This window comes from candidate division KSB1 bacterium (assembly GCA_016214895.1).
Lineage (GTDB): Bacteria > Electryoneota > RPQS01 > RPQS01 > RPQS01 > JACRMR01.
The window spans coordinates 479,326-505,842 of record JACRMR010000012.1; the positions used below are offsets into that span (position 1 = coordinate 479,326).

The 26,517-nt window shown below is 61.1% G+C and carries 27 protein-coding genes, 1 tRNA gene and 1 other RNA gene; 11 read left to right on the forward strand and 18 right to left on the reverse strand.

Annotation, left to right across the window (positions count from 1 at the left end):
* Nucleotides 1–19 precede the first annotated feature (19 nt).
* The 13 genes from HZB60_08210 to HZB60_08270 all read right to left on the reverse strand — a co-directional run bounded on the left by HZB60_08210 (nt 20) and on the right by HZB60_08270 (nt 11,214).
* Nucleotides 20–853 carry a hypothetical protein gene (locus tag HZB60_08210; protein ID MBI5059747.1) on the reverse strand — a complete coding sequence of 278 codons (834 nt, stop codon included), beginning with the start codon at nt 851–853 and terminating at the stop codon, nt 20–22.
* Nucleotides 837–1,628 (reverse strand): SDR family oxidoreductase, encoded by a 792-nt coding sequence (locus HZB60_08215; GenBank protein ID MBI5059748.1) that lies wholly within the window; start codon nt 1,626–1,628, stop codon nt 837–839. The genes HZB60_08210 and HZB60_08215 overlap by 17 nt, the downstream gene beginning before the upstream one ends.
* Entirely contained in the window at nt 1,625–2,101 is a 477-nt protein-coding gene (locus HZB60_08220; protein ID MBI5059749.1) for a hypothetical protein, read from the reverse strand. The genes HZB60_08215 and HZB60_08220 overlap by 4 nt, the downstream gene beginning before the upstream one ends.
* A gap of 56 nt (nt 2,102–2,157) precedes the next feature.
* Complete coding sequence (gene recJ / locus HZB60_08225) at nt 2,158–3,855, reverse strand: single-stranded-DNA-specific exonuclease RecJ (protein ID MBI5059750.1); 1,698 nt, start codon at nt 3,853–3,855, stop codon at nt 2,158–2,160.
* Nucleotides 3,856–3,897: 42 nt separating this feature from the next.
* Nucleotides 3,898–6,033, reverse strand: coding sequence for an acetate--CoA ligase family protein (locus HZB60_08230; protein MBI5059751.1), 2,136 nt, complete (start codon nt 6,031–6,033; stop codon nt 3,898–3,900).
* Nucleotides 6,034–6,182: 149 nt separating this feature from the next.
* Nucleotides 6,183–6,685: RNase P RNA component class A (gene rnpB / locus HZB60_08235), an RNA gene on the reverse strand.
* Between the two features lie 99 nt (nt 6,686–6,784).
* Nucleotides 6,785–7,354, reverse strand: coding sequence for a hypothetical protein (locus HZB60_08240; protein ID MBI5059752.1), 570 nt, complete (start codon nt 7,352–7,354; stop codon nt 6,785–6,787).
* Complete coding sequence (locus tag HZB60_08245; GenBank protein MBI5059753.1) at nt 7,351–7,812, reverse strand: ribonuclease HI family protein; 462 nt, start codon at nt 7,810–7,812, stop codon at nt 7,351–7,353. Before HZB60_08245 ends, HZB60_08240 begins: the two co-directional genes overlap by 4 nt.
* Complete coding sequence (locus HZB60_08250; protein ID MBI5059754.1) at nt 7,809–8,273, reverse strand: GNAT family N-acetyltransferase; 465 nt, start codon at nt 8,271–8,273, stop codon at nt 7,809–7,811. Before HZB60_08250 ends, HZB60_08245 begins: the two co-directional genes overlap by 4 nt.
* A 3-nt stretch (nt 8,274–8,276) precedes the next feature.
* Complete coding sequence (locus HZB60_08255) at nt 8,277–9,005, reverse strand: hypothetical protein (GenBank protein MBI5059755.1); 729 nt, start codon at nt 9,003–9,005, stop codon at nt 8,277–8,279.
* A 177-nt stretch (nt 9,006–9,182) separates the two neighbouring features.
* Nucleotides 9,183–9,255 (reverse strand) — tRNA-Ile (locus HZB60_08260).
* Nucleotides 9,256–9,493: 238 nt separating this feature from the next.
* Nucleotides 9,494–10,552: a tetraacyldisaccharide 4'-kinase gene (gene lpxK / locus HZB60_08265; GenBank protein ID MBI5059756.1), complete on the reverse strand. Its 1,059-nt coding sequence runs from the start codon at nt 10,550–10,552 to the stop codon at nt 9,494–9,496.
* A complete protein-coding gene (locus tag HZB60_08270; GenBank protein ID MBI5059757.1) occupies nt 10,510–11,214 on the reverse strand; it encodes a DUF5020 family protein in 705 nt (234 codons plus the stop codon). Before HZB60_08270 ends, lpxK begins: the two co-directional genes overlap by 43 nt.
* Before the next feature lie 190 nt (nt 11,215–11,404).
* Here HZB60_08270 and HZB60_08275 point away from each other — a divergent pair, with 190 nt between their 5' ends.
* The 9 genes from HZB60_08275 (at nt 11,405) to HZB60_08315 (ending at nt 20,358) form a co-directional block, all read left to right on the forward strand.
* Nucleotides 11,405–12,097 carry a haloacid dehalogenase-like hydrolase gene (locus tag HZB60_08275; protein MBI5059758.1) on the forward strand — a complete coding sequence of 231 codons (693 nt, stop codon included), beginning with the start codon at nt 11,405–11,407 and terminating at the stop codon, nt 12,095–12,097.
* 368 nt (nt 12,098–12,465) lie between these two features.
* The gene (locus HZB60_08280; protein ID MBI5059759.1) at nt 12,466–13,347 is read left to right on the forward strand and encodes an EamA family transporter; all 882 of its coding nucleotides are present in this window, start codon (nt 12,466–12,468) and stop codon (nt 13,345–13,347) included.
* Nucleotides 13,344–13,862 (forward strand): type 1 glutamine amidotransferase, encoded by a 519-nt coding sequence (locus tag HZB60_08285; protein MBI5059760.1) that lies wholly within the window; start codon nt 13,344–13,346, stop codon nt 13,860–13,862. The genes HZB60_08280 and HZB60_08285 overlap by 4 nt, the downstream gene beginning before the upstream one ends.
* A 3-nt stretch (nt 13,863–13,865) precedes the next feature.
* Nucleotides 13,866–15,596, forward strand: a complete 1,731-nt coding sequence (gene polX, locus HZB60_08290; protein ID MBI5059761.1) for a DNA polymerase/3'-5' exonuclease PolX — start codon at nt 13,866–13,868, stop codon at nt 15,594–15,596.
* Entirely contained in the window at nt 15,593–16,042 is a 450-nt protein-coding gene (locus HZB60_08295) for a GAF domain-containing protein (GenBank protein ID MBI5059762.1), read from the forward strand. Before polX ends, HZB60_08295 begins: the two co-directional genes overlap by 4 nt.
* On the forward strand, nt 16,036–17,403 hold the full coding sequence (gene glmM / locus HZB60_08300) for a phosphoglucosamine mutase (protein MBI5059763.1): 1,368 nt from the start codon (nt 16,036–16,038) through the stop codon (nt 17,401–17,403). The genes HZB60_08295 and glmM overlap by 7 nt, the downstream gene beginning before the upstream one ends.
* Before the next feature lie 11 nt (nt 17,404–17,414).
* The gene (locus HZB60_08305) at nt 17,415–18,710 is read left to right on the forward strand and encodes a glucose-1-phosphate adenylyltransferase (GenBank protein MBI5059764.1); all 1,296 of its coding nucleotides are present in this window, start codon (nt 17,415–17,417) and stop codon (nt 18,708–18,710) included.
* Between the two features lie 6 nt (nt 18,711–18,716).
* A complete protein-coding gene (locus HZB60_08310) occupies nt 18,717–20,066 on the forward strand; it encodes a thymidine phosphorylase (protein ID MBI5059765.1) in 1,350 nt (449 codons plus the stop codon).
* Nucleotides 20,067–20,112: 46 nt separating this feature from the next.
* Nucleotides 20,113–20,358: a hypothetical protein gene (locus HZB60_08315; GenBank protein ID MBI5059766.1), complete on the forward strand. Its 246-nt coding sequence runs from the start codon at nt 20,113–20,115 to the stop codon at nt 20,356–20,358.
* Nucleotides 20,359–20,377: 19 nt separating this feature from the next.
* On the opposite strand, the gene HZB60_08320 is transcribed toward HZB60_08315, so the two are convergent.
* Both HZB60_08320 and HZB60_08325 read right to left on the reverse strand, forming a co-directional pair.
* Nucleotides 20,378–20,704, reverse strand: coding sequence for a thioredoxin fold domain-containing protein (locus HZB60_08320; GenBank protein ID MBI5059767.1), 327 nt, complete (start codon nt 20,702–20,704; stop codon nt 20,378–20,380).
* 14 nt (nt 20,705–20,718) lie between these two features.
* The gene (locus tag HZB60_08325) at nt 20,719–22,503 is read right to left on the reverse strand and encodes a thioredoxin family protein (protein ID MBI5059768.1); all 1,785 of its coding nucleotides are present in this window, start codon (nt 22,501–22,503) and stop codon (nt 20,719–20,721) included.
* A gap of 53 nt (nt 22,504–22,556) precedes the next feature.
* On the opposite strand from HZB60_08325, the gene HZB60_08330 reads away from it, so the two are divergent.
* Complete coding sequence (locus HZB60_08330; protein MBI5059769.1) at nt 22,557–23,039, forward strand: OsmC family protein; 483 nt, start codon at nt 22,557–22,559, stop codon at nt 23,037–23,039.
* On the opposite strand, the gene HZB60_08335 is transcribed toward HZB60_08330, so the two are convergent.
* The 3 genes from HZB60_08335 to HZB60_08345 are packed head-to-tail and all read right to left on the reverse strand — an operon-like array spanning nt 22,969 to nt 24,593.
* Nucleotides 22,969–23,586 carry a SprT-like domain-containing protein gene (locus HZB60_08335; GenBank protein MBI5059770.1) on the reverse strand — a complete coding sequence of 206 codons (618 nt, stop codon included), beginning with the start codon at nt 23,584–23,586 and terminating at the stop codon, nt 22,969–22,971. The two genes, HZB60_08330 and HZB60_08335, sit on opposite strands and share 71 nt — an antisense overlap.
* 57 nt (nt 23,587–23,643) lie before the next feature.
* Nucleotides 23,644–23,868, reverse strand: coding sequence for a cytochrome c (locus tag HZB60_08340; protein MBI5059771.1), 225 nt, complete (start codon nt 23,866–23,868; stop codon nt 23,644–23,646).
* Between the two features lie 20 nt (nt 23,869–23,888).
* A complete protein-coding gene (locus HZB60_08345) occupies nt 23,889–24,593 on the reverse strand; it encodes a hypothetical protein (protein MBI5059772.1) in 705 nt (234 codons plus the stop codon).
* Between the two features lie 419 nt (nt 24,594–25,012).
* Between HZB60_08345 and HZB60_08350 the strand changes: the two genes are divergently transcribed.
* A complete protein-coding gene (locus tag HZB60_08350) occupies nt 25,013–26,290 on the forward strand; it encodes a citrate (Si)-synthase (protein MBI5059773.1) in 1,278 nt (425 codons plus the stop codon).
* Nucleotides 26,291–26,517 lie beyond the last annotated feature (227 nt).

A 26,517-nucleotide genomic window follows, 5' to 3' on the forward strand; every position in this document is an offset into this window, starting at 1 on the left:
GTGCGGGAAGGAGAGGAGTCTAACGGGACAGTGGAGGCGGGGACTTGAATCGAGGTGTGACATTCGCGCCATTCGCCGAAAACGTCAGGCCTTCGTCCCCGTAACCGAGCACGACGATTTCCAACGGCATGACATCGCTCGACCGAGAGACGATCACCTCCGCGCCGACGTCACCCGTCCCGCGGTATGTCGCGCAGTCGAAGGTCCCGGCATAGACCTTGACCGATTTCTGCCCGGCTTCGAGCGGGCGGTCCACGGCGTCCATGTCAATCTGACCGGCGGGCAAACCGAAGGTCATCGCTTGCAGCTCTCCGCGATCAATCCGATAAAGCGCGCGATAAACTTCGGTGATCTTCTGGCGCGCTGGCACAATCAAGTCAAACTCGATCAACTCGGGGTCAGATTCCATGGTGTAGTACGCGGCCTGCAGCCACTCCGCATCCTTACCCATCCATTCGGTCGGTCCGAGATACTGAACGGTCAGCTTGGCATCCACCGGCCCGTAAGAACCAGTCCCTTCCCCCCAGAATGTCAGCTGGTAGGTGGAAAAGCCGCCGATTACCGTCGGATTGAGCCAGCCGCGATAGAACAGCCGGCGAACCCACTTCTGCGCCTTTTCGAGCGCAATTCGCCCGGTGCTCGCCGGATCAGACCGCACGCTGTCGGTCCCCACTTCCTCCGCGGCCCGCTCGCCCGCTTCGATGGCTTGCTGCAACCGGCTCTTCACCGGCGGCGGAGTGACCGAATCCGTTTTTGCGCTGTCCAGTGGTTGCGGCGGCTCACTCTCTTGCGCCGGCAGGACGCCGGCCGTGAGCAGTGCCAGCAGCACCGCGAGGCTAAAATATCGAAGCAACCCTGCCCCCGTCTATACAATAGGTTTGTCCCGTCACATAAGACCCGCGCGGTGACAGCAGGAACGCGCAGAGCGCGGGAAATTCATCGACGTCGCCGATCCGTCCCATCGGAATTTCCCCGGCATAACGCGCACGCGCTTCCGCCGTGCTGACGTTCAGACGCTGCGCCAGCGCCGTCTCGAGCTCCAACGATCGCTCCGTGAGAAAGCGCCCCGGCGCAATCACGTTAATCCGAACATTCTGCGCCGCCACTTCATCGGCAAGATACCGCAGGTACCCCGCCAGCGCCGGTCGCAGCGCATTGGATGTTGTCAAGTTCTCAATCGGCTGTTTCACCGTGGTTGAGGCGATCGCCAGCACCGCGCCATCACGCCGTTCCACCATGCGCGGAACCACCAGCCGGCACAGCCGCACGACCGACATAAACACCGATTCGTAAGCCAATTGCCATTGTGCGTCCGTAATCGCCAACGGCAAACCGGCGGGCGGCCCCCCACAGTTCGTCACCAAACCGTCCAACCCACCGAACCGCGAGTTGCCGAGCTCCACCAGTCGTTCAATGTCCCGCGGCTGCGTCAGGTCGGCGACCGCCGTCTCCACCTGCGACAAACCTTCTGACTTCAACCGCTCCGCCGCCGCCGCGATCCTCGACTCACTTGAACTCGAAATCAGCACCCGAGCACCTTCGCGTAGGAGCTCGCGCGCCACGCTGTAGCCAAGTCCGCGCGAGGCCGCCGTAACCATCATCCGCCGTCCGGCAAGTCCCAGGTTCAAAACGTCGCCTTGCTGGTGATCTTGATCGTCAATTCCGCCAGCTTGCCCGGCTCGACCGTCACGGCTCCCTGCACGCCCGCGCCATCGATGCTGTTGGAGTACCAGCCCTGGCCTTCTTCAACAAATACGCTGTACTTGCCGGGCGGCAAGTTCACGATAAACTCGCCCTGTTCATTGCAGACGATCTCTTTGATAACCGCGGGTCCATCCTCCCCGGCGCGGATCTGGCGAACCTCTTCGCTCTCGGCTTTCACCGCGGCGAACACGCGCACCACACGGCCGGCTCCGGGCTTGATCTTGTTGCTCGCGGAGTTGGGATCGGTCATCGGCATGAAATTGCCTTCCCAAATCTCAACCTTGCCGCGAATCCCGCTGTCGGCTTTCTCCTTCTTGCCCATCGCAAACGATAGCGCCGTCAGCGACAACAGCACCGGCAACCACAGCCGTAAATGACGAACAGTCGGTCGGTTCATACAGGTGGGTACTTGATGAATAACGCGCGAGCGGACTTCGCCCGCGACGCGAGGGCTTACCGCAAGTCCTTGATCCGCAGTTGAATCGACTTGCGATTCATGTACTCGTTCTCTTCGATCGCATAGACCATTTCGAGATGGCGGCTGCCGTTGTCAACCTTGTGAATCCGGTCGCCGAGATTGAAGCCGATGGCCTCAAAACTCGCGCCACCCTGTCCGGCCCGGAATTTCAGGTGGTTGGCCCCGACAATCCGCGGACTGTCGAGCACTTCCAGACCCCGGGTAAAAAAGTTCGGACGATTGTTCTTCGGACCAAACGGCGCAAACCGCTTCAAGGTGTTGACCATCTCCGGAGTGATCTCGTCCAGCGAGATTTCGCTCTCGATCTTGATCTTCGGCACCAGGTCCTCTTCCGGAATCATCTCGCGACAGACCTGCTCGAAACGCTCCTGAAACGCCGGAATGTTCTTCGCCTCGATCGTCAGCCCCGCGGCGTACTTGTGCCCGCCGAATTGCTGCAACAGATCCGAACAGGCCTTGAGCGCGAGATAGATGTCGAATTTCGCGATCGCCCGCGCACTGCCCTTGCCCATCCCGTTCTCAACGGTGATCATGACCGTCGGACGGTAGTAGCGTTCGATCAGCCGTGAAGCCACGATGCCGATCACGCCGGGATGCCAACCCTCCCGCGACAGGACGATCGACCGCCGATCGTGCGGATTCATCGTCGCCTCAATCTCCGAAATCGCGCCTTCGAGAGTCGTGTTGTCAATGTCCTTGCGACGCCGATTCTCGTCCTCCAGAACCTGCGCGATCTCTCGCGACGCCACCTTGTCGCGCGTCGTCAACAAGCGCACGGCGCGCAACGCGCTGCCCAGCCTGCCCACCGCGTTGATCCGCGGCGCAATGCCGAACACGATGTCGCCCACTTCGATCTTGCCGCCGCGCAACTGAGCCGAATCGATCAACGCCGCCAAGCCGACTTCGGGTAAGTTGTTGATCTTCTCCAGCCCCATCTTCACGAACACGCGGTTCTCATCCACCAGCGGAACGATGTCCGCCGCGCTCCCCAACGCCACGAGGTCGATGTACTTTTCCGGATAGTCGGGCTCCATGCCCAGCTTCTGGACAACGCCCTGCGCAATCTTGTAGGCGACGCCCACCCCGCTCAACTCCTTGAACGGATAGGCGCAGCCCTCGCGCTTCGGATCCAGCACCGCCACCGCATCGGGTATCGTGTCTCCCGGCTCGTGGTGGTCCGAGATGATCAGATCGACGCCGATCGACGTCGCAAACTTCGACTCCTTGATCGATGTGATCCCGCAGTCCACGGAGACGATCAAACTCGCTCCGCGCCGCTTCAATTCCGCGATGCCCGATTCGGAGATACCGTAACCTTCGCTCTGGCGGTCCGGAATGTACGCCTCGACCTCCCCCCCCAAATCCTTGAGGAAGAGATACATCATCGAAGCCGACGTAATTCCGTCAACGTCATAGTCCCCGTAAATCGCAACTTTCTCACGACGCTGCAGCGCCGTAATAATCCGATCCGCGGCCTTGTCCATGTCCAGCATCAGAAACGGATCGTACAAGTGGGCCGCCTGCGGCGCAAAAAACCGATCCACTTGCACGGGCGTGTCGATGCCGCGATTGATCAAGATGCGGGCGATTGTGTAGGGAATACTGGATTCGTTCGCTAAGCTTTCGATCTCCTCATGGGGACGGCTCTCAACCAGTTCCCATTTTGATTGCATGGATGGTCCTGCATATAGTAATGAAACAAAATCACTAACTTGTTACGGGCGTGACTCGCCCGCCCCCCGCAACGAAATCCGCGCATCCACCGCCACGCAGCGCTCGCGCTCGGGGAAGCTCAGGAACGGATTGACGTCCATCTCCTGAATCTCCGGAAACTCCGTCGAAAGATAGGAAAGCCGCGCCAGCGCCTCGTGAAGCAACCCGAAGTGGATCGAGGGTTCGCCACGCACGCCCGCGAGGATCTTGTAGCCGCGTAGACTTTTCACCATCTCTTCAATGTCCAATTCGGTCAGCGGGGCGAGCCGGAAGGCGACGTCCTTGAGCACTTCGACATAGATCCCGCCCATGCCGACCATGACCATCGGTCCGAACGCCGGGTCCGTGTTGATCCCGAGCACGAGTTCGCGGCCACCGCTGATCATCGGTTCCAGAGTCACCGCCCACTTTGCGAGGGGGGGGTCAAGCGCTTTGAGCGACGTCGCGATCTCGTCCCACGCTCGCAACACGTCCGACTCGTCGCGCAAATTCAACTTCACCCCGCCGACATCGGACTTGTGGGTAATGCCCTCCGCCGCAATCTTCATCACCAGCGGGAAGCCGGTTTCCTTGGCGCGAGCCGACAATTCATCACGGCGTTCCACCAGCCGCGCGGCGAGCGTCGGAAACCGCCATGCCGCCAGCACCTCCGAGACTTCGTCTCCGCTCAACTGCGTGCGCCCCACCAGCCGCGCATGCTCAAGGATGCTGCGCACACGCTCGCGGTCCACGTCGTCGAAGACTCGCGCCTCGCCCTGGGACCGTTCGCGAATCTGCCGATAGCGATTCATCGCCGCCAGGGCCTGCGCCGCGGATTCCGGAAAGATGTAAACCGGCAGGCCCGCCGAATGCAACACCGGCGTGCCGGTCGTGTCCCGATCGCCGGTCATGAAACAGACCAGCACCGGTTTGCCTTTGCGCCGGTTTGCCTGATAGGCTCGCGCGATCGCTTCGGCCACGCTGCGCGAATCCGTGGTCACCGGCGCGACGAACACGATCAGCAGCGCATCGACATTCTCGTCGTCGAGCAGCAAATTGGCCACGCGCTCAAAATGCTCCGCGCCGGACATCGCAATCATGTCAACCGGATTCGACGCGCTCGCAATTTCCGCCAGCACTGAGCGCAGCGAGTTAATCGTTTCCGGCGAGAACGTCGCCATCTTCAAGCCGTTCCCCACCACCGCATCCGTGGCCAGAATCGCCGGACCACCGCCGTTGGACATCACGCCGACGCGCGGACCCTTCGGCAGCGGTTGTCGCGCAAACGCCTGCGCTAAATCGAACAACACCTCGACGGTATCCACGCGCATCACACCCGCGGACTCAAACAGCGCGTCCACGGCTACGTCAGCAGCGGCCAGACTGGCCGTGTGCGAAGACGCCGCGCGCGCGCCGGCCCGCGTGCGACCGGACTTCACCGCAATAATCGGCTTCTGTTTCACCATCTCGCGCGCGATCCGTGTGAACCGCTGCGGATTCCCGAAACTCTCGATATACAGCAATACCAGCTCCGTGCGCGGATCCTCCAGCCAGTAGCCCAACACGTCATCGGTGGAAACATCCGTCTTGTTCCCGAGACTGACGAAGGACGACAGACCCAGCCGCATCCCGGCGGCGCGATCCAAGATCGCCACGCCCAGCGCTCCGCTCTGCGACAGGAACCCGATCTTGCCCTCCCACGGCGGCGAACCGGCGAAAGTCGCATCCATGCGATATTTGGGATCGGTGTTGATCACGCCCATGCAATTCGGGCCGATCATGCGCATCCCATGGGAGCGAACCCGCTCAAATACACGCTGCTCGAGCTCGGCACCCGTCGCCCCCGTTTCGCCGAACCCGGCCGTGATCATAATGATCGACTTGACTTCCTTGCGGCCACAATCCTCAACGGCCTGCAACGCCAGCTGCTTCGGTACGCAGATAATCGCCAGATCCACCGGATCCGGAATCTCGAGCACACTCCGATAGCACTTCATCGATTGCACGAAGCGCGCCTTCGGATTGACCGGATACACCGCGCCGTTGAACCCGAAGTCCACCAACTTGCGCAACATCTCGCGGCCAATCGCGCCCGGCGTCCGGCTCGCGCCAATCACCGCGATCGACGACGGCGTGAAGAAATTCTGGAGGTCGTTCACGTCGTTGAACTCACTGCGAGGCTGCTGAGGCGCTGCGGGGGGTACTGCAACCGTCATATTGGAAGGAATGGATACCGAAATCACCTGCCATCATCACCGCCAGCCCGGACAAACCGGGACCGGTTTCACAATTCACCTTTCACAAGTCTCTTCCCACTTCGCCTGTAAGCCGAATTCTGTGCTCCCTCGCCGAGCAGGGACGGTGTCCCTGCCGGATTCAGAAGCGACGGTCATCTGTCTGGGCCGCCGATTACTCGAACGGCTCGTTGCGGCCTACCCGCCGCGTCTTGCGCCCTCCGGGCCGAAGGGACTCACGGCTTACTTGGCCTTGCTCCGAACGGGGTTTGCCTTGCCACGGATGTTACCACCCGCGCGGTGCGCTCTTACCGCACCATTTCACCCTTACCGAAAAGAAAACTTCAAATTTGAAACGTGAAACTTGAATCCCGAATTAGCAACATCAAGTTTCAAGTTTGAAGTTTCAAGTTTTCTTCCCGGCGGTTTGCTTTCTGTTGCACTTTCCGTTGCGTCACCGCACCCGGCCGTTAGCCGGCGCTCTGCCCTGTGGAGTTCGGACTTTCCTCGAGTCGTTCGCCGAGCAGGGACTGCGTCCCTGCCGGAATCCCGATCCCGCGACCGTCCGGCGAACTCGGAAGAGAAATCTATCGTTCACCCCGTGCAGGGTCTCCTGACCCTGCCGGAATAATGATCACGCTCGCCGAGCAGGGACTGGGTCCCTGCCGGAATCCTGCTACTTGCGCGTCTTCGGCACCGGCGGTATCGCCCGCAGCGCCGCGCGAATCGATTCGTTCACGAGCGAATCAATCTCTGCCGACGTCGGGACATGTGGCACCGGCTGCACGGGCGTCAATCCCGGAGGAGGCGGCACCGACAGCGAGTCAAACTGCGCCGACATGCGCTCGTTCGTCTGCTCCAGCGCGAGCAATTGCCGCTCAACCTGCCGCATCAGTGAATCCAGATTCATCACCACCCGCTCGTTCCCCGGCAAGAAATCCAAGGCGCGCACTTCGTCCAGCATGCCGCGCGCGATCTCGTATTCCCCCGCCTTGAGCTGCTCCTTAATCTCGTCGGTCGTTTCCGTGCGCTTGCCCACGCCCGCACGCTGCTGAATCTCGCGCGCCTGGTTCGTGTCCGGACTTGCGGGATAGCGTTTCAAAAACGTCTGCACGTTCAGCAGCGCACCGTCAAAGTCACCGCCATCCACCGCCCGGTCCGCCTGCCGTAACAGCACCAGCCCCTGCGATTCACAGCCGGCAAACCATACCGACAGCATCGCCAGCGTGACAACGCGCGCGATCAAAACGACTCCCCGTCAGCGGCGCCGGAAACCGCCGCCCCGGCGCCGTCCAGCGCCGAATTCACTAAGCGGTCCGCATCGCGATTCGCTTCGCGCGGGACATGCTTGATGCGCAATTGAAACGGAACCTTCTTCTTCAGTGCGTGAACCTGATCGTTCAACTCCTTCAGGCGCGGCTCCTTGATCTTCCATTTCCCCAGCACCTGCATCACGATCAATTGACTGTCGCAGTGAATCCGCAGCGACTCCGCTTTGCTCGCCCGCAACGTCGGATCGATCGCGGCCATCTCCAGCAGATGAATCAACGCGCGATACTCCGCTTCGTTGTTGGTGCCCTTGCCGATGGTCTTGCCCGCGGAGTAAAGCACCTGGCCCGCCTCATCACGCACGATCACCCCGATCGCCGCCGGACCCGGATTTCCGCGCGCGCCGCCATCGATGTACGCGATTAAGTCGCTCACAGATTCAGTTCCATGTACAGCGCGCCGGTCACCGGGTTGAAGCGATACGGGTCGATCTCGCGAAACCCCAACGCTCGATAAAGATTGATCGCCGCTCCCATCATCGGCAGCGTGTCGAGGCGCATGCCGGTGTAGCCGATGCTCCGGGCCTCCTCGATGAGCCCGAGTACCAACGTGCGTCCGATGCCCTGGCCGCGAAATGCGTCGCGCACGTACAGGCGTTTCATCTCACAAATGCGGGGAGCAAACTCCCGCAAGGCAATGCAACCGGCGACCTCGTCGTCGGCCAGCGCGAGGTTCAGGCGGCCTCCCGGAGGCGAATAGTCTCCGGGTAGTGCGGCCAGCTCGGCCGCGAATTGCTGAAACTCAAGATCAATGCCGATCCAGCGCGCGTACTCGACGAAAAGTTCGCGAACCACACCGACCCACTCGGCACGGGATCCGTCCACAACCCGGACCATCCGCTACGGGGCCAGGTAGCGACCGCAAGTCTCGCACATCACTATGTCGTTCATCAACCGCACATTCTGCTGAATCTGCGGCGGTATCATCGCAAAACAGCCCCCGCACGCACCGTCCAACAACCGCGCCACACCGCGACCGTCCTTGTTCACGCGAATCCGCTCGTAGTGCGCGTAGAGCGGACCGTGCAAGCGGGCCACCACACCGCGCCGACGCTCCAGCAAGGCGTTCTCATCGCCCGCGGTCTCCGCCAGCTTGGATTCCAGCTCAGACTTCTTGTCGCGCTCGGCCTGCCGCACACTCTCAAGCTGCGCCGAGCGCTCTTCAATTGCCCGGCCTAAATCGTTCTGACGACGGGTCTCACGATCGATCGCGTGCTCGCAGGTCGTAATCTCCTGCTTCACGAAATTCGCCTCCGCCGTGATCGCATCGTATTCTCGCGACGTCTTGACCGCGTAGAGCTGTTGTTGATACTTCGACTGCTTATCCTTTGCCTCCGCAAGCGTTTGCGTGCGGGTCGTCAACTCCGCCGCCGAAGCCGAGAGTTCCGACTGCCGCTGTGAGATGAACAGCTCCAGGCCCTCGATCTCCGCCGATAGCTTCACGACCTCTTCGGGCAAGTCGCCCCGCTCCAGCTCGATCTCCCGCAACTCGTCGTCCAGCTCTTGAAGCTCCGAGAGCAACTTCACCGCCTCGCGCGCCTTCGCTTCTACATTGGCTTGCGTCGTCACTTTACCTCACCACGTTGGTTTGTAACCCAATTCCACAAAAAAAGGTGTGAGGAAATGTCCCGCACACCTGAAACCCCACGCCCGCCTTGATTCAGACTGGTCAGCCGCAAACTGGTTCGTCGCGTCGACAATGAACAACCGCTCCATCCGATCTTCAGATGCTACTGTGTGTTTCAGTGGGCCCACCAGGATTCGAACCTGGGACCGACGGATTATGAGTCCGCTGCTCTAACCGCTGAGCTATGAGCCCCGTATCTGCCCCAAGAGGCCAGGCTTAGCGGCTACGTGCTCCTATGCCCCGAATTCCGTTGTCGAAACTCATCCTTAGAATATACGAAACCTGAAACGAATGTCAAGCCCCCCGCCGCCACCAAACCCCTGTAAATTCATTAGAAACAGAATCGACTGAAGAGAGGTCATGACCAACCGTGAAAACACGCTACCCGAGGAGAGACGGCCGAATCTGTGCGGGAAGGACGCGACCACTCTTATTCTACCATTCGCGCTACAATTGGATCCAAAAGCGACATCAATTCGCCAGATTCTGTGAAATTCATGACTATTTCTATCGTTTCAAGATTTAACATAGGTTTCCAATTGCTGACACGCAAACGGTCCTTCGCGGTAGTGACCACGGCCGATGCCCCGGACTGACCGGCTTCAGATTGGATTTCTGAAAGCTCCGCTGCCGAGAAAACATGGTGATCCGCGAAATACCGAACTCCCGTCACTGCCAGACCCGCTGCCGCCAACGACTCCTCGAAACGGCGGGGCCGGGCGATCCCGCAGAACGCAAAAACCCGCGTCCCGGGGGCCTGCAAGGACTCCGGGAGATTCATAACTACTTGCGCGTTTGAAAATCGAGGGCCATACTTCGCCGCCAGCTGTTGCGCCGGGTCAACTCTGTTCCCGACCCCGATCATGATCGTCGCACGCTTCAGCGAGCTGGCGGCTTCCCGCAACGGCCCGGCCGGCAAGAGACAGCCATTCCCCAGCGGCGCCGCCCCGTCAACCATTACGATATCGAGATCGCGCGCAAGTTGCCGATACTGAAACCCGTCGTCGAGCAGCAGAATCCGGCAGCCGATGCCGTGCGCATAGCGAGCCGATGCCACCCGGTCGGCGTCAACGATCACCGCGGCCTGCGGCACGCACCGCTTGATCAAAAGCGGCTCGTCACCAACGGCGTCGTACGTGCTCGAAACCTCGACGACCATGCGACCGGTCGATCCCCGGCCATAGCCCCGCGAGAGAATTCCGATCGCGTTCACCCGGGCGAGTTCAGGCCGCATTTCGCACAGTAATTTCGCCAGCGCAATCACGCAGGGTGTCTTCCCCGTGCCGCCGACGCTGAGGTTGCCCACGGAAATCACCGGCACCGGGACCGCCCGTTGTCGCGCCGCCCGCCAGCGCCCGTGCAGCCCGGCAGCCACGCCGTACCCGAGCGAAATCGGCACCGTCAGGCACGACGGCGCCAGCGCACGATCCGGCGGAAAGTCGCCGCTCAGAAATCGACCTTCAGAAACAGCGTCGGATGCGTGTACCAAGTCCGGTTCGAATACCCGTTGTCGGTCGTATATGCACCGGCGAAATTCCGCGAAATCTCGAGTTCGCTGCCCAGCGCCCAGTGTCCCCGGTGATATTGCAGCTGCGGCTCCGCCTGCACGGAAGTCGGCTCGTCATTCGTCTCATTCGAGTTCCAATCCACGTAGCCCAGCAACTCCAGGCGCGTGCGCGGAATCGGACTGAACCACACAGCGGTCAACTGCCAACCAGGATCCGCGGCGAACTCCTGCCGCCACAGGGCTTGCAGCTCGAAAACCGCCGGACCCCATTTCAGCTCTGACAGCGACGCGCCGCCTAACCATGTCCGCGGAATTTGCTTGATCTGTGTTCCGTCTGCAGCAAAACCGTCGCCGGCTAACGTACCGTCATTGAATTGCAGCGATGCGCTCAGCACTCCGAACGACCGCCGTAGCATGGCGTGGCTCCGCGATATCTCAAAATAGCTGCTCTGCTCGCCCGCGGGGCCAAAGTCGCTATCCGTGAAGAAAAACGTCGTTCCGTAACGGTCCAGCTCGAAAATCTCCACCGTCGAGGTATAGACCTCACGGTGAATATCGCGATGAAGCTGAAGGTTCACAAACAGGTTCTTGTCTTGTGCGAACAGCACGCACGGCAGGCACACCGCCAGTAGAATTCTTAGCATGTTTCCGGTTTTGTTGAAGATTGCCCGAGGTTTTCCGGTACTCGGGCGATGCAGGCGGCGACGACCGCCAATTCCATTGTCCGCCAAGATAGTGCATCCGTCTTGAAAAGTCAAGCTATTGCTTGATTTTCTCCGCCGGATACTGTAGATTACGGTGAGACCGTGGCTGCCATGAATTTAGTCTATCCGCGTGAAACTACTCATTTTCGATATTGACGGTACGCTGACGCACCTGGACGGCGCGACCCGGCGCGCTTTCGACGCGGCCTTCCGCGCGGCGTTCGGAACTCCCGCTCAGATCAGCGACATCCCCATGCACGGCCGGACCGATCCGATGATCTTCCGCGACTGCTTCGCCGCCAGCGGCCTCGGCGAGACTTGGAACGTCGCTTATCAGGAGTTCCGACCCCACTACTTACGAGAACTTCCGGCTTGCATCGCCGCCAGCGAGCGCAAACGGCTGCTCCCGGGGGTCCCGGAGTTGCTGTCTGCGCTCGCCGCGTCGAGCGATCAGCCCGCGCTCGCGCTCGGTACGGGCAATATGGAGGACGGTGCGCGGTTGAAGATCGGGCATTTCGATTTGAATCGCTACTTCCCCGTCGGCGGATTTGGTGACCGGCACGAAGTCCGCACAGAGATCATGCGCGATGCCGTCGCCAACTCCTGCGTCCACTATGCCCGCAACTTTGACCTCAACAACACCTGGGTCATCGGCGACACCATCTACGACATCGAGGGCGGGAGAGCCATCGGAGCGCGAACGCTCGGCGTCGCCACCGGCGGTGCGTTCTCCGCGGATCAACTTCGCGCCGCGGAAGGCGATGTCGTGATCGACGATCTAAGCGACACCCGCGCCGTGCTCGACATCTTCGGGATCGATTAAGAACTGCGGAAAAAATACAGTCGCCGAGCAGGCACTGTGTCCCGCGTTATTCGCCGAGCGGGGTGCCCTCACCCCGCCGGAACGCCAAAAGCATCTCCGGGCGCACTCGCGTGCGGGCGTGCTGCTCAAACTACAATCCGCCGAGCGGGGTGCCCTCACCCCGCCGGAAGCAGCGCAATTCGCGCCCGACTCTTTTTCAAATTTGTAAGTTCCTTCCCAGATACCGGGCGCCCGGGGACGGGTGCCGCGGCGAAATCATCCGGGCCACAAGCCCGTGCGACTCTACGGCCTTCCGTCCAATCGGATCGTCTTCACACACTCCACTTATCAGCACGCACTTCCGTTCGCGACTGACCGTCTATGGACTGATGGCCACGCACGTCTTCATTGCCTCCGGCGGCTTCATCATGACCAAGCTTGCCCTGAGCGAGTTCACGCCGATGGCGCTCGGCTTCTGGCGGCTGCTGTTCGGTCTGATCGCCCTCGTTGCTTTCATGTTGACGTTCAAGTCCTGGCAGCCGGTGGATCGCGGGGATTGGTGGAAAATCGGCGGATTAGCCTTGCTGGCCGTCCCGATCAATCAAGTCGGCTATATCTATGGCATGCAGTTCACGGTACCGTCGCATGCCGCCCTGCTCTACGGCTGCACCGTGGTCTTCACTGTGTTGCTCTCAGTAATGTTGGGCCGGGAACACCTGCGCAAGTCGCGCATCGCGGCCATCATCATGGCCGTCTCCGGAGTCACCATTGTGATCTCCGGCCAGCATACGCAGATTCTCGGCACCGAGAATTTCGCCGGTGATCTGATCGTCCTTGCGGCGGTCATGGGCTGGGCCAGCTACACGGTGCTGGCGAAACCGCTGGTCCATAGATACGGCGCCACGCAGGCCACCACGATGTGTCTGATTCTCGGCAGCCTGATGGGTCTGCCCTTTCTCGGAGTTCCGGCCGCCATGCAGGACTACTCGCGGCTGACCTGGATCGGCTGGTCCGGCGCGCTCTATGCCGGGATCCTGTTGACCGGCGTCGCCTACGCCGTCTGGTTCACCCTGCTGAAACGCATCGACCCCTCACAGGTTGCCATCGCCACGTCGCCGCAACCCGTGGTGACGACTGCGCTCTCCACGGTTATTCTGGGCGAAGTCATTCGCGGCTCGCTCATCATCGGCGGTATCTTGGTCATTGGCGGCGTGTTCGTCATGAATGCGCCGGAACTATTTCGCAGGATCATCGCGAGGGAGGCAAAGTGAAACTGCAAGGCAAGACGATCGGCGTGCTCATCGAGCAGGATTACCAGGACCTCGAAGTCTGGTACCCGTACTACCGTCTGCGCGAAGACGGCGCGCGCGTCATGCTGATCGGAACGGGTACCCAAACCGAGTACAAAGGGAAGTACGGCTATCCGGCCAAGGCGGAAGCGCACATCGAACAACTCGACACCCGCGAACTCGACGGCCTCGTCATTCCCGGCGGCTGGGCGCCCGACAAATTGCGCATGTCAGCATCCGTGCTGCAGCTCGTGCGGCACCTGAACGAGCTGCGCAAGCCGATCGCCTGTATCTGCCACGGCGGTTGGGTCTTGTGCTCCGCCGGCATTCTGCGCGGTCGCAGAGTCACGAGCTACGCCGCTATCAAAGACGACATGCTCAACGCCGGCGCGACCTGGGTGGACGAAGAGGTCGTCGTTGACGAGAATCTGGTCACGGCACGCAAACCCGACGACCTCCCGGCGCTGATGCGCGATTTCATCTGGTTGTTCAAGTAAGTCATGACCCGACAGGACGCCGCGGCCCGCCTCGAGCGATATGCGCTCTGTCTCGACTTGCTCGACGAAGATCCGTTTCGCGCGCGAGCCTTCGTCAACGCGGCGCGTAGCCTCGAAGCACAGACCGAATCGCTTGACGAGCTGAGCTCGAGCGGTAGGCTGGAAACGGTCAAAGGCGTCGGTAAGGCGGTCGCAGCCGCCATCCGCGAACTGCAGGAGTCCGGGACCTTCGGCGATCTCGCCCGAGCGGAGCAGCGAGTTCCCTCCGGTGTCTTTGACCTCTTGCGCGTGGATGGCCTCGGTCCGAAGAAAGCCCGCGCGCTCTGGAAAGACGCGAACATCGTTGATCTGGGTGCCCTCGAACGCGCGATCCACGAGGGCCGGTTGCAGAGACTGGCGGGCTTCGGCGCGAAGACCGCCGACAAGTATCTGCAGAGCGTCGCCTTTCTGCGCTCCGCCGCCGGAAGGCACTTGCGCCATCACGCACTGAACCTCGCCGAACAACTGCGATCCGCGATCGTCGCCATCCCGGAAGTTCGAGACGTCATCTTCGGCGGCAGTCTCGCGCGCGGCATGGAGACCATCGGCGATCTCGATACCATTGTTGTCGCCGCGAGCGCCGAACTTGCCACTGTGCGGAATTCGCTGCGCTCGCTGGATTCGGTCAACTGGAGTTCGACCGACAATGAACTGTGGCAAGGCGTCGGTCCGCAGGGCTTCGAAATCGAGTTGTCCGTCATCCCGCCGGAGCAAATCGCCGCGCGGACGCTGCTCTGCACCGGCTCAAAGCCGCACTACCGCGCGCTCAGAGAACTCGCGCAGCGACGTGGTTTCAAGCTCGAGGCCGACCGGCTCACCCGAGCCGACGGCGCTCCTGTGCACGTTGAAACTGACGCGGACATCTATCTGGCATTAGGACTCGAACCGGTCCCCGCCGCGCTCCGCGAAGACGAAGGCACGCTGGTTTCCCGCGGCTCGTTCAGCTTCCCGCAACCTGTCCAGCTCGCCGACTTTCGCGGCATTCTGCACTGCCACTCGACTTACTCGGACGGTCACCACACGCTGCGCGAGCTCGCCGAAGCCATGAGCGCCGGAGGCTATTCATTTCTCGGCATCGCCGATCATTCGAAAGCCGCGGCTTATGCCAACGGCCTCGCACCGGATCGCGTGCGAGCTCAGTGGCGCGAGATCGACAACCTGAATCGCGAGTTCGCTCCGTTTCGCATCCTCAAGGGCACCGAGTGCGACATCCTCGCCGACGGGAGGCTCGACTTCGATGACGAATTGCTCGCCGGGTTCGATTTCGTCGTCGCGTCCATTCACTCCGGTTTCAACATGACGGAAGATGACGCGACCACGCGTCTCTGCCGCGCGCTGGAGAATCCGCACGTGGACGTGCTCGGTCATCCCACGGGCCGGCTGCTGCTCGAACGCCCCGGATACCCGGTTGATCCCCCACGGCTCATCGAGCACGCCGCGCGATACGGCAAGGCAATCGAGCTGAATGCTAACCCCTATCGACTCGATCTCGATTGGCGCTGGATTGCCGCCGCGACCGCCGCCGGTGTACCCCTGCCCATCAATCCCGATGCGCATCGCATCGAGGGGCTATTGGATATTCGCTACGGCGTGGACGTCGCCGCCAAAGGTCCGCTCACCGCGCGCGATTGCCCCTCCACTTGGCCGGCCGAACAGTTTCTGGAATGGTGTGAATCACACGAGAACCCACGATGATAACTCTAACTGAATTCCTCGAGGGCGTCGAGGGCGACGATTTCCGCGAAGAGTGCCAGAGCATCTGCGCCTGTCTGCGCGAGATCGACTCGCGCTACGATTGGGTCGGCATCTACTGGCTGAAAGGCGACAAACTCGTGCTCGGTCCCTGGTCCGGGCGGGACGCCACCGAACATACCACGATTCCCGTCGGCGAAGGCGTCTGCGGCGCCGCGGTCCGCGAAAACAAGACCATCATCGTCGATGACGTGCAGACGGACCCGCGTTACCTCGCTTGTTTCACCGAGACGCGCTCCGAAATCGTCACGCCGATTCGCGCCAAGGGCAAGCTCATCGGCGAGATCGACATCGATGGCCGGGAAGTCGGCGCGTACGCCGACGACGACCGCAAGTTCCTCGAAGCGCTCGCCGATCATATCGGAACGAATTGGCCGGGGAAATGGTGAGTGAATCTCCGCTCATGGTCTCCGTGGCGGGGATTCGCGGCATCGTCGGCGATTCCCTCACCGCCGAGATCGCGTTGCGCTGGGCGGAAGCCTTCGGAAGTGCCCGCCGGCCGGGTCCGGTGGTCGTCGGCGGAGACAGTCGCGTCTCCAAAGTCATGATGCGCGCCGCCACGTTCGCGGGGCTGGCCAATTCCGGTTGCCGCATCATCGATCTCGGCATCGTCTCGACACCCACGATCCAGCTCGCCGTCGAACACCATCACGCGCGCGGCGGCATCGCGATCACGGCCAGTCATAATCCCCTGGAGTGGAACGCGCTTAAGTTCTTCAACGGCGACGGCTTCTTCCTCGACGAGCGGGAGGGTGGCGAATTGCGAAAGTCGGTCGAGTCGAAGACCGCGTTCGGAGTCCGCGCGGGCGAGATCGGAACCTACGAAAAGGACGAGCAGGCCGTGCGCCGTCACGTCGATGCCGCGCTGCGCATTCCCTTTCTCGCACGCGAACGAATCGTCGCGCGCCGGTTCCGCGTCGGGATTGACGCGGTCAACGGGGCCGGCGGCGAAATGCTCGCGCTGCTCTGCGCGGAATTGGGATGTGATGTCGTCGGCTTTCACGTCGAGCCATCCGGCCGGTTCCCGCGCAATCCGGAGCCGACAACCGAGAACTTACGGGAAGTGGGCCGCGAAATGCACGAGGCTCGCGTGGAAATCGGCTTCGTCGTCGATCCCGATGCCGACCGGCTCGCGCTGATTCTTGAAAACGGCCGGCCGGCCGGTGAAGAGCTGACCCTCGCCTGCGCCGTCGATACTGTTCTGCGATATGAATCGGGACCGGTCGTCGTCAACTGCTCCACGTCCCGCGCCGTACACGACATCGCCGCGAAGTACGGCGCAGCGTGCGGCGAAACCATGGTCGGCGAGGCCCACGTCTCGCGAGGAATTCTGGCGAACCATGCGGTGATTGGCGGCGAAGGCAATGGCGGCGTAATGTATCCCGCCGTGCATAACGCGCGCGACAGCGCCGTCGGCGTCGCCCTCACGCTGCAAGCGCTCCTCGATGCCGGACGCCCGGCTTCTGATTATTTCGCCTCGCTTCCAGCTTACGCGATGGTCAAACGTAAGCAGGAATTCTCCGATCTCGCGCGGTTGCGCTCCGCGCTCGCCCACGTGCACGCACACTCGCCGTTCGGCGAACCCGGTACGCTGGACGGGATGAAGTGGACGTTGCCGGGCAGCTGGGCGCAGATTCGCGCCTCGAACACCGAACCGATCGTTCGCATTTTCGCCGAGGCCCGCACCGAGCCCGAAGCTCTGCGGCTTGTCAACACACTCATCGACCTGCTCAATTCCGCTCCCCGGTAACTCCCGAATTTATGGATCAAACCGTAGCCATTATTCTCGGCGGCGGACGCGGCACCCGTCTGCACCCGCTGACCAAACATCGCTCCAAACCCGCCGTGCCGTTCGGCGGCATGTATCGCCTGATCGACATCCCCGTGTCCAATTGCCTGAACTCGGGTGTCTATCGCATCTTCGTCGTGACGCAGTTCAACTCGGCTTCGCTCAACCGCCACGTCGCGCTCACCTACAACTTCGACGCGTTTCGCGAGGGCTATGTTACCGTGCTGGCCGCCGAGCAAACGCTCGACAGCACCGACTGGTTTCAGGGCACCGCTGATGCCGTTCGCAAGAACCTGCGCCACTTACGACCGACGCAGGCCACGGACGCGCTGATTCTCTCCGGCGATCACATCTACCGGATGGACTACCGCGTCATGCTGGCCCTGCATCGTCAGGCGCGCGCGGATGTGACCATCGCCGCCGTCCCGGTCACCGCCGAACAGGCGCAGCGATTCGGGATCCTCAAGATGAACAGCGAAGGCCGCGTCGTCGAATTCATGGAAAAACCTTCGTCACGCGAGGCCTTTCGCGGATGGGAACTCGGTCCGGCCATGAGTCCCGGGGACGGCGGCCGCTCCGCCGGCCCGGTCTATCTCGCGTCCATGGGCATCTACATCATTCGCTTCGATGCCATGGAAGACCTGCTGCAACACGAGGGCGGCTCCGATTTCGGCAAGCATGTGATTCCGCGCGCGATCCATCACCGACGCGTCTATGCGTACCCGTTCTCCGGCTACTGGGAGGACATCGGGACGATCCAGTCGTACTACGACGCTAATCTCGCGTTGACCGATGAGCACCCGCGCTACGAGTTGTATGATTCCCAAATGCGCCTGTTCACTCGCCCGCGCTTCCTGCCCGGCGCGCGACTCCATGACGCACAGGTCAAGCGAACCCTGGTTTGCGGAGGCGCGCACGCCGATCGCGTGACCCTCGAGCATTCGATCATCGGCGCGCGCGCGATCATTCGCAGCGGCGTCACGGTGTCCGACAGCATCCTCGTCGGCGCCGACTACTACGAATCCCCCGAAACGCTGAACGTCAATCGTGAAAGCGGGCGACCGGATGTCGGCATCGGCGGCGACAGCACCATTCGCCGCGCCATCGTGGACAAAAACGCGCGCATCGGCTACGGCGTCACCATCGACCCCGGCGCCGGAGCCGCGGACATGGACGGCGATGGGTATTGCGTGCGCGACGGCCTGGTTATCGTCGAAAAGGACGCCGTTATCCATGATGGAATGCGCATCCCAACGCAGGCTCGCTGACCCCGCATGCTGATCGTCGAATTGATCGCGGCTAAGCAGCGCGGTGAAGAACTCACCGACGCGCAGATCGGACATCTGATCAGCCGCTTTGCTGTCGGCAAGCTGCCCGACTACCAGATGGCCGCGTTACTGATGGCGACCTACTTTCGCGGCCTGACTGACCGCGAGGGCCGCGCGTTTCTGCGCGCGATGGTCGCGTCCGGTGTGCGCCTCGATCTGAGCTCCGTTCCCGGCGTCAAAGTGGACAAGCATTCCACCGGCGGCGTCGGCGACAAGACCTCCCTGATCGTGGCTCCCGTCGTCGCCGCGGCCGGAGTTCCGGTCCCCATGATTTCCGGCCGCGCGCTCGGCCACACCGGTGGAACACTCGACAAACTCGAGAGCATTCCCGGCTTTCGCGTGCGACTCGACGATGCCGAGTTCCGGCGCGTCATCCGCGCCACCGGAGGCGCGTTCGGTGCGCAAACCGACGAACTCGTGCCCGCGGACCGCAAGCTCTACGCCCTGCGCGATGTCACGTCCACCGTCGCCATTCCGCCGCTGATTGCCGCCAGCATTCTTTCCAAAAAGATCGCGGAGGGAACGAACGCACTCGTGATGGATGTCAAGATCGGCTCCGGCGGGTTTCTGCCGTCGCGCGAAGCCGCGGAAAGTCTCGCGAAGACGCTGGTCACCTGGTCACGCGACGAACAGGTCACTACGGTAGTCTTCGGAACGGACATGGAGCAACCGCTCGGGCGCGCCTGCGGAAACGCTCCCGAAGTCCGCGAAAGTCTCGATTTGCTGCGAACCGGCACCGGCGATCAACGACTGCTCACGGTCTGCCGCGCGCTCGGTTCCGCGATGATCCTGCTCGGCGGTAGAGCGGCTGACCGACGGGCCGCGACCGCTCTCTTTGACCGCACGTTGGCCAGCGGCGCCGGCTACGAAAAGTTCAAGGCCATTGCCGCGGAGCAGGGTGCCGCCGCCGACGTGATCGACCATTACGACGAACGGGTTCGCGCCGCTCATTCCCACGAATTGCGGGCCGCGCGAAGCGGATACCTTTCCGAAATCGCGCCCCGCGAAATCGGCCTCGCACTCGTGGACCTCGGAGCCGGACGCGCTGCCGCCGGCGATCCCGTGGACCACACCGCGGGCATCGTCTTCGATCACCAGCGCGGCGACTATGTCAACCGTGGCGAGCGCATCGCCACCATACTCTGGAGCGGTGAGCACGACGTCTCGGCGACACTGCTGCGCTGCGAACGCGCAATTTCCGTTGCCGATACTCCGCCCGTGCAACGTCCGCTGATTCAATTCTACTGTGACCAATCGGGCGTCAGCCCCTACCGTGGAGATTCCGCAAATGGATGATGGGACCGAGAAAAAAATCCGCGATCTCAAGTTGAAAATCCAAATCATGGAAAAAGAGCTGACGCAGACGCAGTACACGCTCAACCGCGGTGCGTTCCTGCGCGCCGGGCACGCCGGCCAAATCGCGCGAAATGCGGACAAGGATCGCGCCCGCATCCAGGAAAAACTCGACGACATGCGGACCAAGCTCGCCGCGCTCGGCGGATCCGGTCCGGAGCCCGCGCCGCCGCCCGTCGAAGCGGAGAATCCGAAAAGCAAAACCGCAGCCAAAACCGCGGTTAAGAAGAAATAATCCGGTTCGCGATGCGCGATTATGCCGAGTGATTCCGCAGCTTCTCCTCAAGCTTCGCCTTCGGCAATACTCCGGTCACCGTCTCCACTAACTGACCGTTCTTGAAAAACAGCACCTGCGGGATGTTCAGCACGCCGTACTTGCGCGGCGTCTCGGGACTCGATGAAATGTCGATTTCGCCGATCACAACCCGGTCCTTCCAGGTCGGCGCCAGCTCCTCGAGCATCGCGTGGATCTTCTTGCACGGTTGACACCACTCCGCCCCAAAGTCCAGCACGGCCAGTCGATCCGCCTTCAATATCGTCTCCGCAAAATTCGCGTCGGTCACCGGTAACAGATTGGACACCTTACTCCGCTCCTCTAAAGATTGTGTTCGTCCAGCAGCGAAAGAAAATCGCGCGCCGGCTTGAACCCGGTAAACCGCGTAACTTCATCGCCCGTTGCATCGTAAAGAATCACCGTGGGCATCCCGGTGATTTTGTATTTCGCCTTCATCTCCTTCACCCACTCGGTCTCCTTCGTGAAATCGAGTTTCAACCGCACGAATCCGTCCACCCGCGCCACCACGTCGGGCACGATATAGGTCCGCTCGTCAAGCTCCACGCAGGCCGCGCACCAATCCGCGTAAACGTCTATCAGCAACGGTTTGCTCTCCGTCTGCGCCTGCGCCAGTGCCTGCTCTTCCTCATTGACCAGCCATGTGACCTCCGTCCCGCCGGTCTCGACTACGCCGCTCCGCGGCCCCAGCGCCTTGAACATCGAAATCGCGCCCACGAGGAAGATCAGCAACGCGACCGCCTTCCCCAGTCGTCGCCCGGAAGTCGAATCCGTCGTGAGCGAATCGAACGCGCCAAGGAAAACGGATGCAATCACCAGCAGCACCGCCCACGCCAGCGTGTAATACGGTTCCGGCACCACGAACCGCAGCATGTACAGCGCTCCCGCCAGCAGGATCCAGCCGAACCCCTTCTTCACCGCTTCCATCCACGCACCCGCGCGCGGTAACGCCTGAATCGCGCCGGAGAATGTGCCAATTACGAGGAACAATAACCCAAGTCCGAATGAAAACACAAATAGCAGCGCCCATCCGTAAAACAGATTACCCGTCTTCGCCACCCACGCCAACAGCGCCACGATGATCGGCCCCACGCACGGCGCCATCACCAGCCCCGAGGCCATTCCCAGCAGCAGCGGACCAAATAATCCGCGCCGGCTCGACCCCCCGCTGAGCGCCGTCTGAAGCGCCGAGGGCAGCGCAATGTCGAACACACCCAGCATGCTCACACCCATCAGGCCGAATACAAGCGCGATTACCACATTGACCAGCGGTGAGCCGGAGATGGATCCGAAAATACTCCCCGTCGCCGCTGCAAATAGCCCCAGCGAACTGTAAACCACGGCGATTCCCAGTGCGAAGATCGCCGACAGCCCCAGTCCGCGCAACGGTTTGCCCCCGCTCGATCCGCCAATATACCCGATCGTAATGGGAATCACCGGATACACGCAGGGCGTGAAACTCGCCAGCACGCCGCCGATAAACGCGATCAGGAACGCCATCCAGGATCCCTGCTCCAGGGCCGCCATCAAACGGTCTTCTAAAGAACGTTTGAGCTTCCGCTCCGGTTCACTCGCCGTGGCCGCGGACTTAAATACGTCCGCGTTCGCCTCGTCCACCTTCGTCCCGGCCGCGACGACATTCACGTTCAGCGTCAGCTCTCGCTCTTCCGGCAGGAAGCAAATCTCCTGACCGAACTCCTGACAGATCTGGTAACCAATCTTGATCGGAACACTGTACATTGCCGCCGGCACGTCCGCCGCCGCCTGCACAGGAATCCGCACCAGATTCTTGCCGCGGTAAGCGCGCTCGTCGTGAAACTTGATTCCCGCGGGAAACGCCGCCGTCCCGAAATCCAAACCAAAGGTGTCCGGAGTCTCAACAAAGAACAGTCCGTATTCGACGTCCGTAATATGGTGCCCCTTCGGCACATCAAATAGAACGCCAAGCTCGGCGCTTCCACCGGCCGCGATCGCCGTCAGATTTAAGACCGCGCGCACCGGCAGGGCCGGGGCCGCGTCCTCCGCCCGCGCCAAGCCGCCGCTGAAAGCCAGTATCGAAATCAGACAGAAACTGAAAATCCGCTTCACAAGTTCACTCCAAGTCAACCCCGGGTTGACTATTCTACACCGGAGAACCTACTGTGGTTCCAACGTCCGCCAAAGTCCGATTCCTCGAAGGGAATACGCTCATCGGGAAAGCGAATTCCAACCACCTGATCCCGATCGATACCGCTGAATCTTCAGGCGGCGGGGGCGGCGCTAATGACCCGGTTCAACTGCTAGTCACCGCTTGCGCCGGCTGCGTCGCCATTGACGTCGTAAACATCATCCGAAAGGCCCGTCACGAAATTCGCCGGCTCATCATCGACGTGTCCGCGACGCGCTTCCCGGCGCCCCCGAAAGTCCTGCGGACCCTGGAATTCCATGCGACGATCGACGGCGAGGGCATCGGCGAGCCCATCGTTCGTCGCGCCCTCAATCTCAGCCTCACCAACTATTGCTCCGTCTCGCTTAGCCTCGACCGTTCCATCGGATTCACCGTCGGCGCCACGATCAACGGTCAGGAAATTCCAGCCTGGTCGATTCTACGCGATCCGGCAATTTACGCACGGGCGGTAGAGTGAACGGATCCATCGTACTCAGATAACTCAAGAAACTCGCGTCTTGTTCGCGCGGCTTCTTGGCCGGACGACCGCGCAACGGCCAATTGGTCGCCAGCCATTTTTCGGAATCACTGTAGCCCGGAAAGGCGCGCTCCGCCGCGCGAAACTGCGGAGTGTGAAAACGCCGCCCACCGTTCGGACCCTCCGAAATCCCGAAATACAAGTGCAACATCTCGTGATGCAGCACCGCCGCCACCACCAGGTCCGGCACCCGCGCATCGTCCAATGATACATTCAGCGTGATGACGCGCTTCTTGACGTCGCACAGGCCCAGCGTGTATCGCCAGCGGTTCCGTGACCAGCGCAAGGTCGGTGCCTCCAGCTGCCCCTTGAAGATCACCCGGTTCACGACGCCAAAGTGAACCGCCAGATTGTAGATATGCCCCTTCGGCTCGTGACGCGCGCGACGACCCGGAATCGTCGGCAGAGCAACTTCCGAAACGGGAATTGACGGGACGGCAAACAGATCCAATTGCCCGGGCAGCAGCAACGGCGGGACGCGCGTCAAATCGCGTCCCCCGGTACAATCCGATCGATCAACGCGTGCTCGATTCGCAATTCGATCTCAGTTCGCATCCATGAGGTATTGAATGATCTCGGTCTGTTCCGCCGCGGTCAGGTGGATCTTGTCGCCGTACCGCTTGACCAACCGCGGCCATTCGTTATCGGCATGCGACTCCGGCCGGCGCAGCGAATGACACGACCGGCAGTTCGCGCGGTACAAACGTTCGCCCGCCGACATCCGGACGCCGCCACCACTCTTCGCACAGCCCGTGCACAAGAGAGCCAAGGCCAGCAGCAGCGCACCTCTCAGAGTCCGACCCCCATCAAAAACCGCACGCGAGCGTCATCGCCGTCGGTGCTCACGCGCAGCGCGCCGCCCAGCGAATACCACCATGTCCCCGACGCAATCGATACCGTCGGACCCGCATAGCTCGCCGTCACCGTCTCGCCCTCCTCAAACTCCACACGCGTCGTCGATTCCAAGCCCAGGCTCAATCGCGGCGAAAACTCGTAGCAAGCTGCCGCGTCAAGCCCAAGCTCATGTTTCGTATCCGGACCGGCGAATAACTCGTACACCGGATTGAACGCGATCAGCCACGGTGCGGCGGTCTTCGCCGCAATCAGTTTCACCTCGTATTTGTTCGGTCGATGGCTGCTCGTCGGACGATTGTACTCCAAATAGAGTAGCGGGTCCAGCGGATACTGCCCCTCTTCTCCGATCCGGTAGCGAGTCCGAAACTGGACGGCATCCCACTTCAGATCCTGATTCTCCAACTGGGCAAATATCTGATAGACCGAAAAATCCCAACGGTCCGTTAGGCCGTGCTCAACCTCAAACCGGTACTCCCAGCGATCGACGTCGTTCAGTCGGGTCGTCTGATAAAACTCCAGTTCCGTCGCCTCCGCCGGCATCGTCTGGTACTGGTATGTCCAGACAAAGTTGCGCCGATCGGCCAGACTTGTCTCGACTAACCCCAACACCGACACCAAAATAACAATCCTGCTGAACATTCGCAAAAACCTCCATCCGATTTCTGAAAATCCTTTGCCCGCATCTCCAAACTGCTTGCTAACTTTTTAAAAATGTGATGTTTATGCCAAGTTCGGAGTGCCCATTCAAAATTGGATAGCTTTTGTCAATTTATGAGTTTGCTGCCACATGGTCAAGTAGTATCGTGAACAATTTTCTGTTTGTTAGTTTTTTCACAAATCGACATCTTGCACCGAATCGCATGGTTCTTTTGGCGCTTCCGAACTATCCTCCGCGAAAAGTTCCGTTCTCGTTCGTCAAACAACGTATTGCGCGACTCTGCTCAGACGCCGAGTTGATTTTCCGCCGCAATTTCACCATCTTGTCAACGATTGGCAGCGTCAGTGCTGCCACGTCGCGCGCCCTTCCCCTCAAAGTCCATACGAAAGGTCGATCTGCTATGTCGCTCCTGCTCGCAAAACTTCGCCGCTCCTACCCCAAGTACCGCGACGAAATCAAAGAATTCGGTAAGTCACACGGGGATCAGGTCATCGGTCAGGTGACCGTCGGGCAACTGCTCGGCGGACAACGCGGTATCAACAGCTTGCTGTGCGATACCTCAACGGTTCCACCGGATCACGGAATGATCATCCGGAATTTCCCCGTCATCGAACTGGCGTGGAAACTGCCCGAAGAAATCTACTGGCTGTTGCTGACCGGTGAATTACCCTCCCCCGATGAGCTGAAAGACTTGCAAGCCGATCTCACGGCGCGCGCCAAAGTGCCGGCGTACATCTGGGAAGTGCTCGCGTCCTTCCCCAAGATCGCGCATCCCATGGCCGTCTTCAATACGTTGATTCTCGCCCTCGAAGGGGAATCCGTCTTCCGCAAACGCTACGACGAAGGCATCAAGAAGGACGAACTCTGGGAAGCGATGCTCGAGGACAGCCTGAATCTGGTCGCCTGGGTGCCGCAACTCGCCGCCGCCGTTTATCGCTGGAAGTATGACCTCGGCGCGCGGCTCGAACCGCGCCACGATCTGGACTGGGCGGCAAATTACGCGTACCTGCTCGGACTCCCCGATCCGAACGGCGGGCTCGCCCGGTTAATGCGCCTCTATATGGTGCTGCACAGCGACCACGAAAGCGGTAACGTCTCCGCGCACACCACGCACTGTGTTGGCTCCGCGCTGTCCGATGCCTACTACGCCGTCTCGGCCGGCCTCAACGGTCTCGCCGGACCGCTGCATGGATTGGCCAATCAAGAATGTCTGCAGTGGCTCAATTCCACCATCGAAAAGTTCAAGGGCAATCCGTCTGATGCGGAATTGGACAAGTTCGCCCATGCCACGCTCGATTCCGGACGCGTGATTCCGGGCTACGGCCATGCCGTGCTGCGCATCACCGATCCCCGCTTCGTCGCCTTCCGTCAGTTCGGCGAAAAGGAATGCCCGGACGCTCCGGTCTTCAAGCTCGCCGTACAAGTGTACGAAGTCGTGCCCAAGATCCTCCAGACCATTCAGAAGATCAAGGACCCGTGGCCGAACGTGGACGCAATTTCCGGCTCGCTCATTCACCATTACGGCATCACCCAGTACTCGTACTATACCGTGATGTTCGGCGTGTCGCGAGTGCTCGGATTGACGTCGCAACTCGTCGTCAACCGCGCCTGGGGCGAACCGATCGAGCGCCCCAAGAGCGTCACCTTCGAATGGCTGAAGAAACAAATCAAAGCCTGACCCCTCCGCCGCTTGCTGAGAGGCCGCTTCGGGGTTCCGGAGCGGCCTCTTGCGTTGAATCGAATTTGTGATTATGTTGGTGGCGGCTTGGTGAATTCGGCTCAAGTGAACGATTTCATATTTCTGATCGTCACCCCTTGACAATCCCCCTCCGGTGTAGTAGGTTATGTCCTGTCGGCACGCGATGCCCGATGGGAGCGGGGCGGCACGACATGCAAATTCCGCCG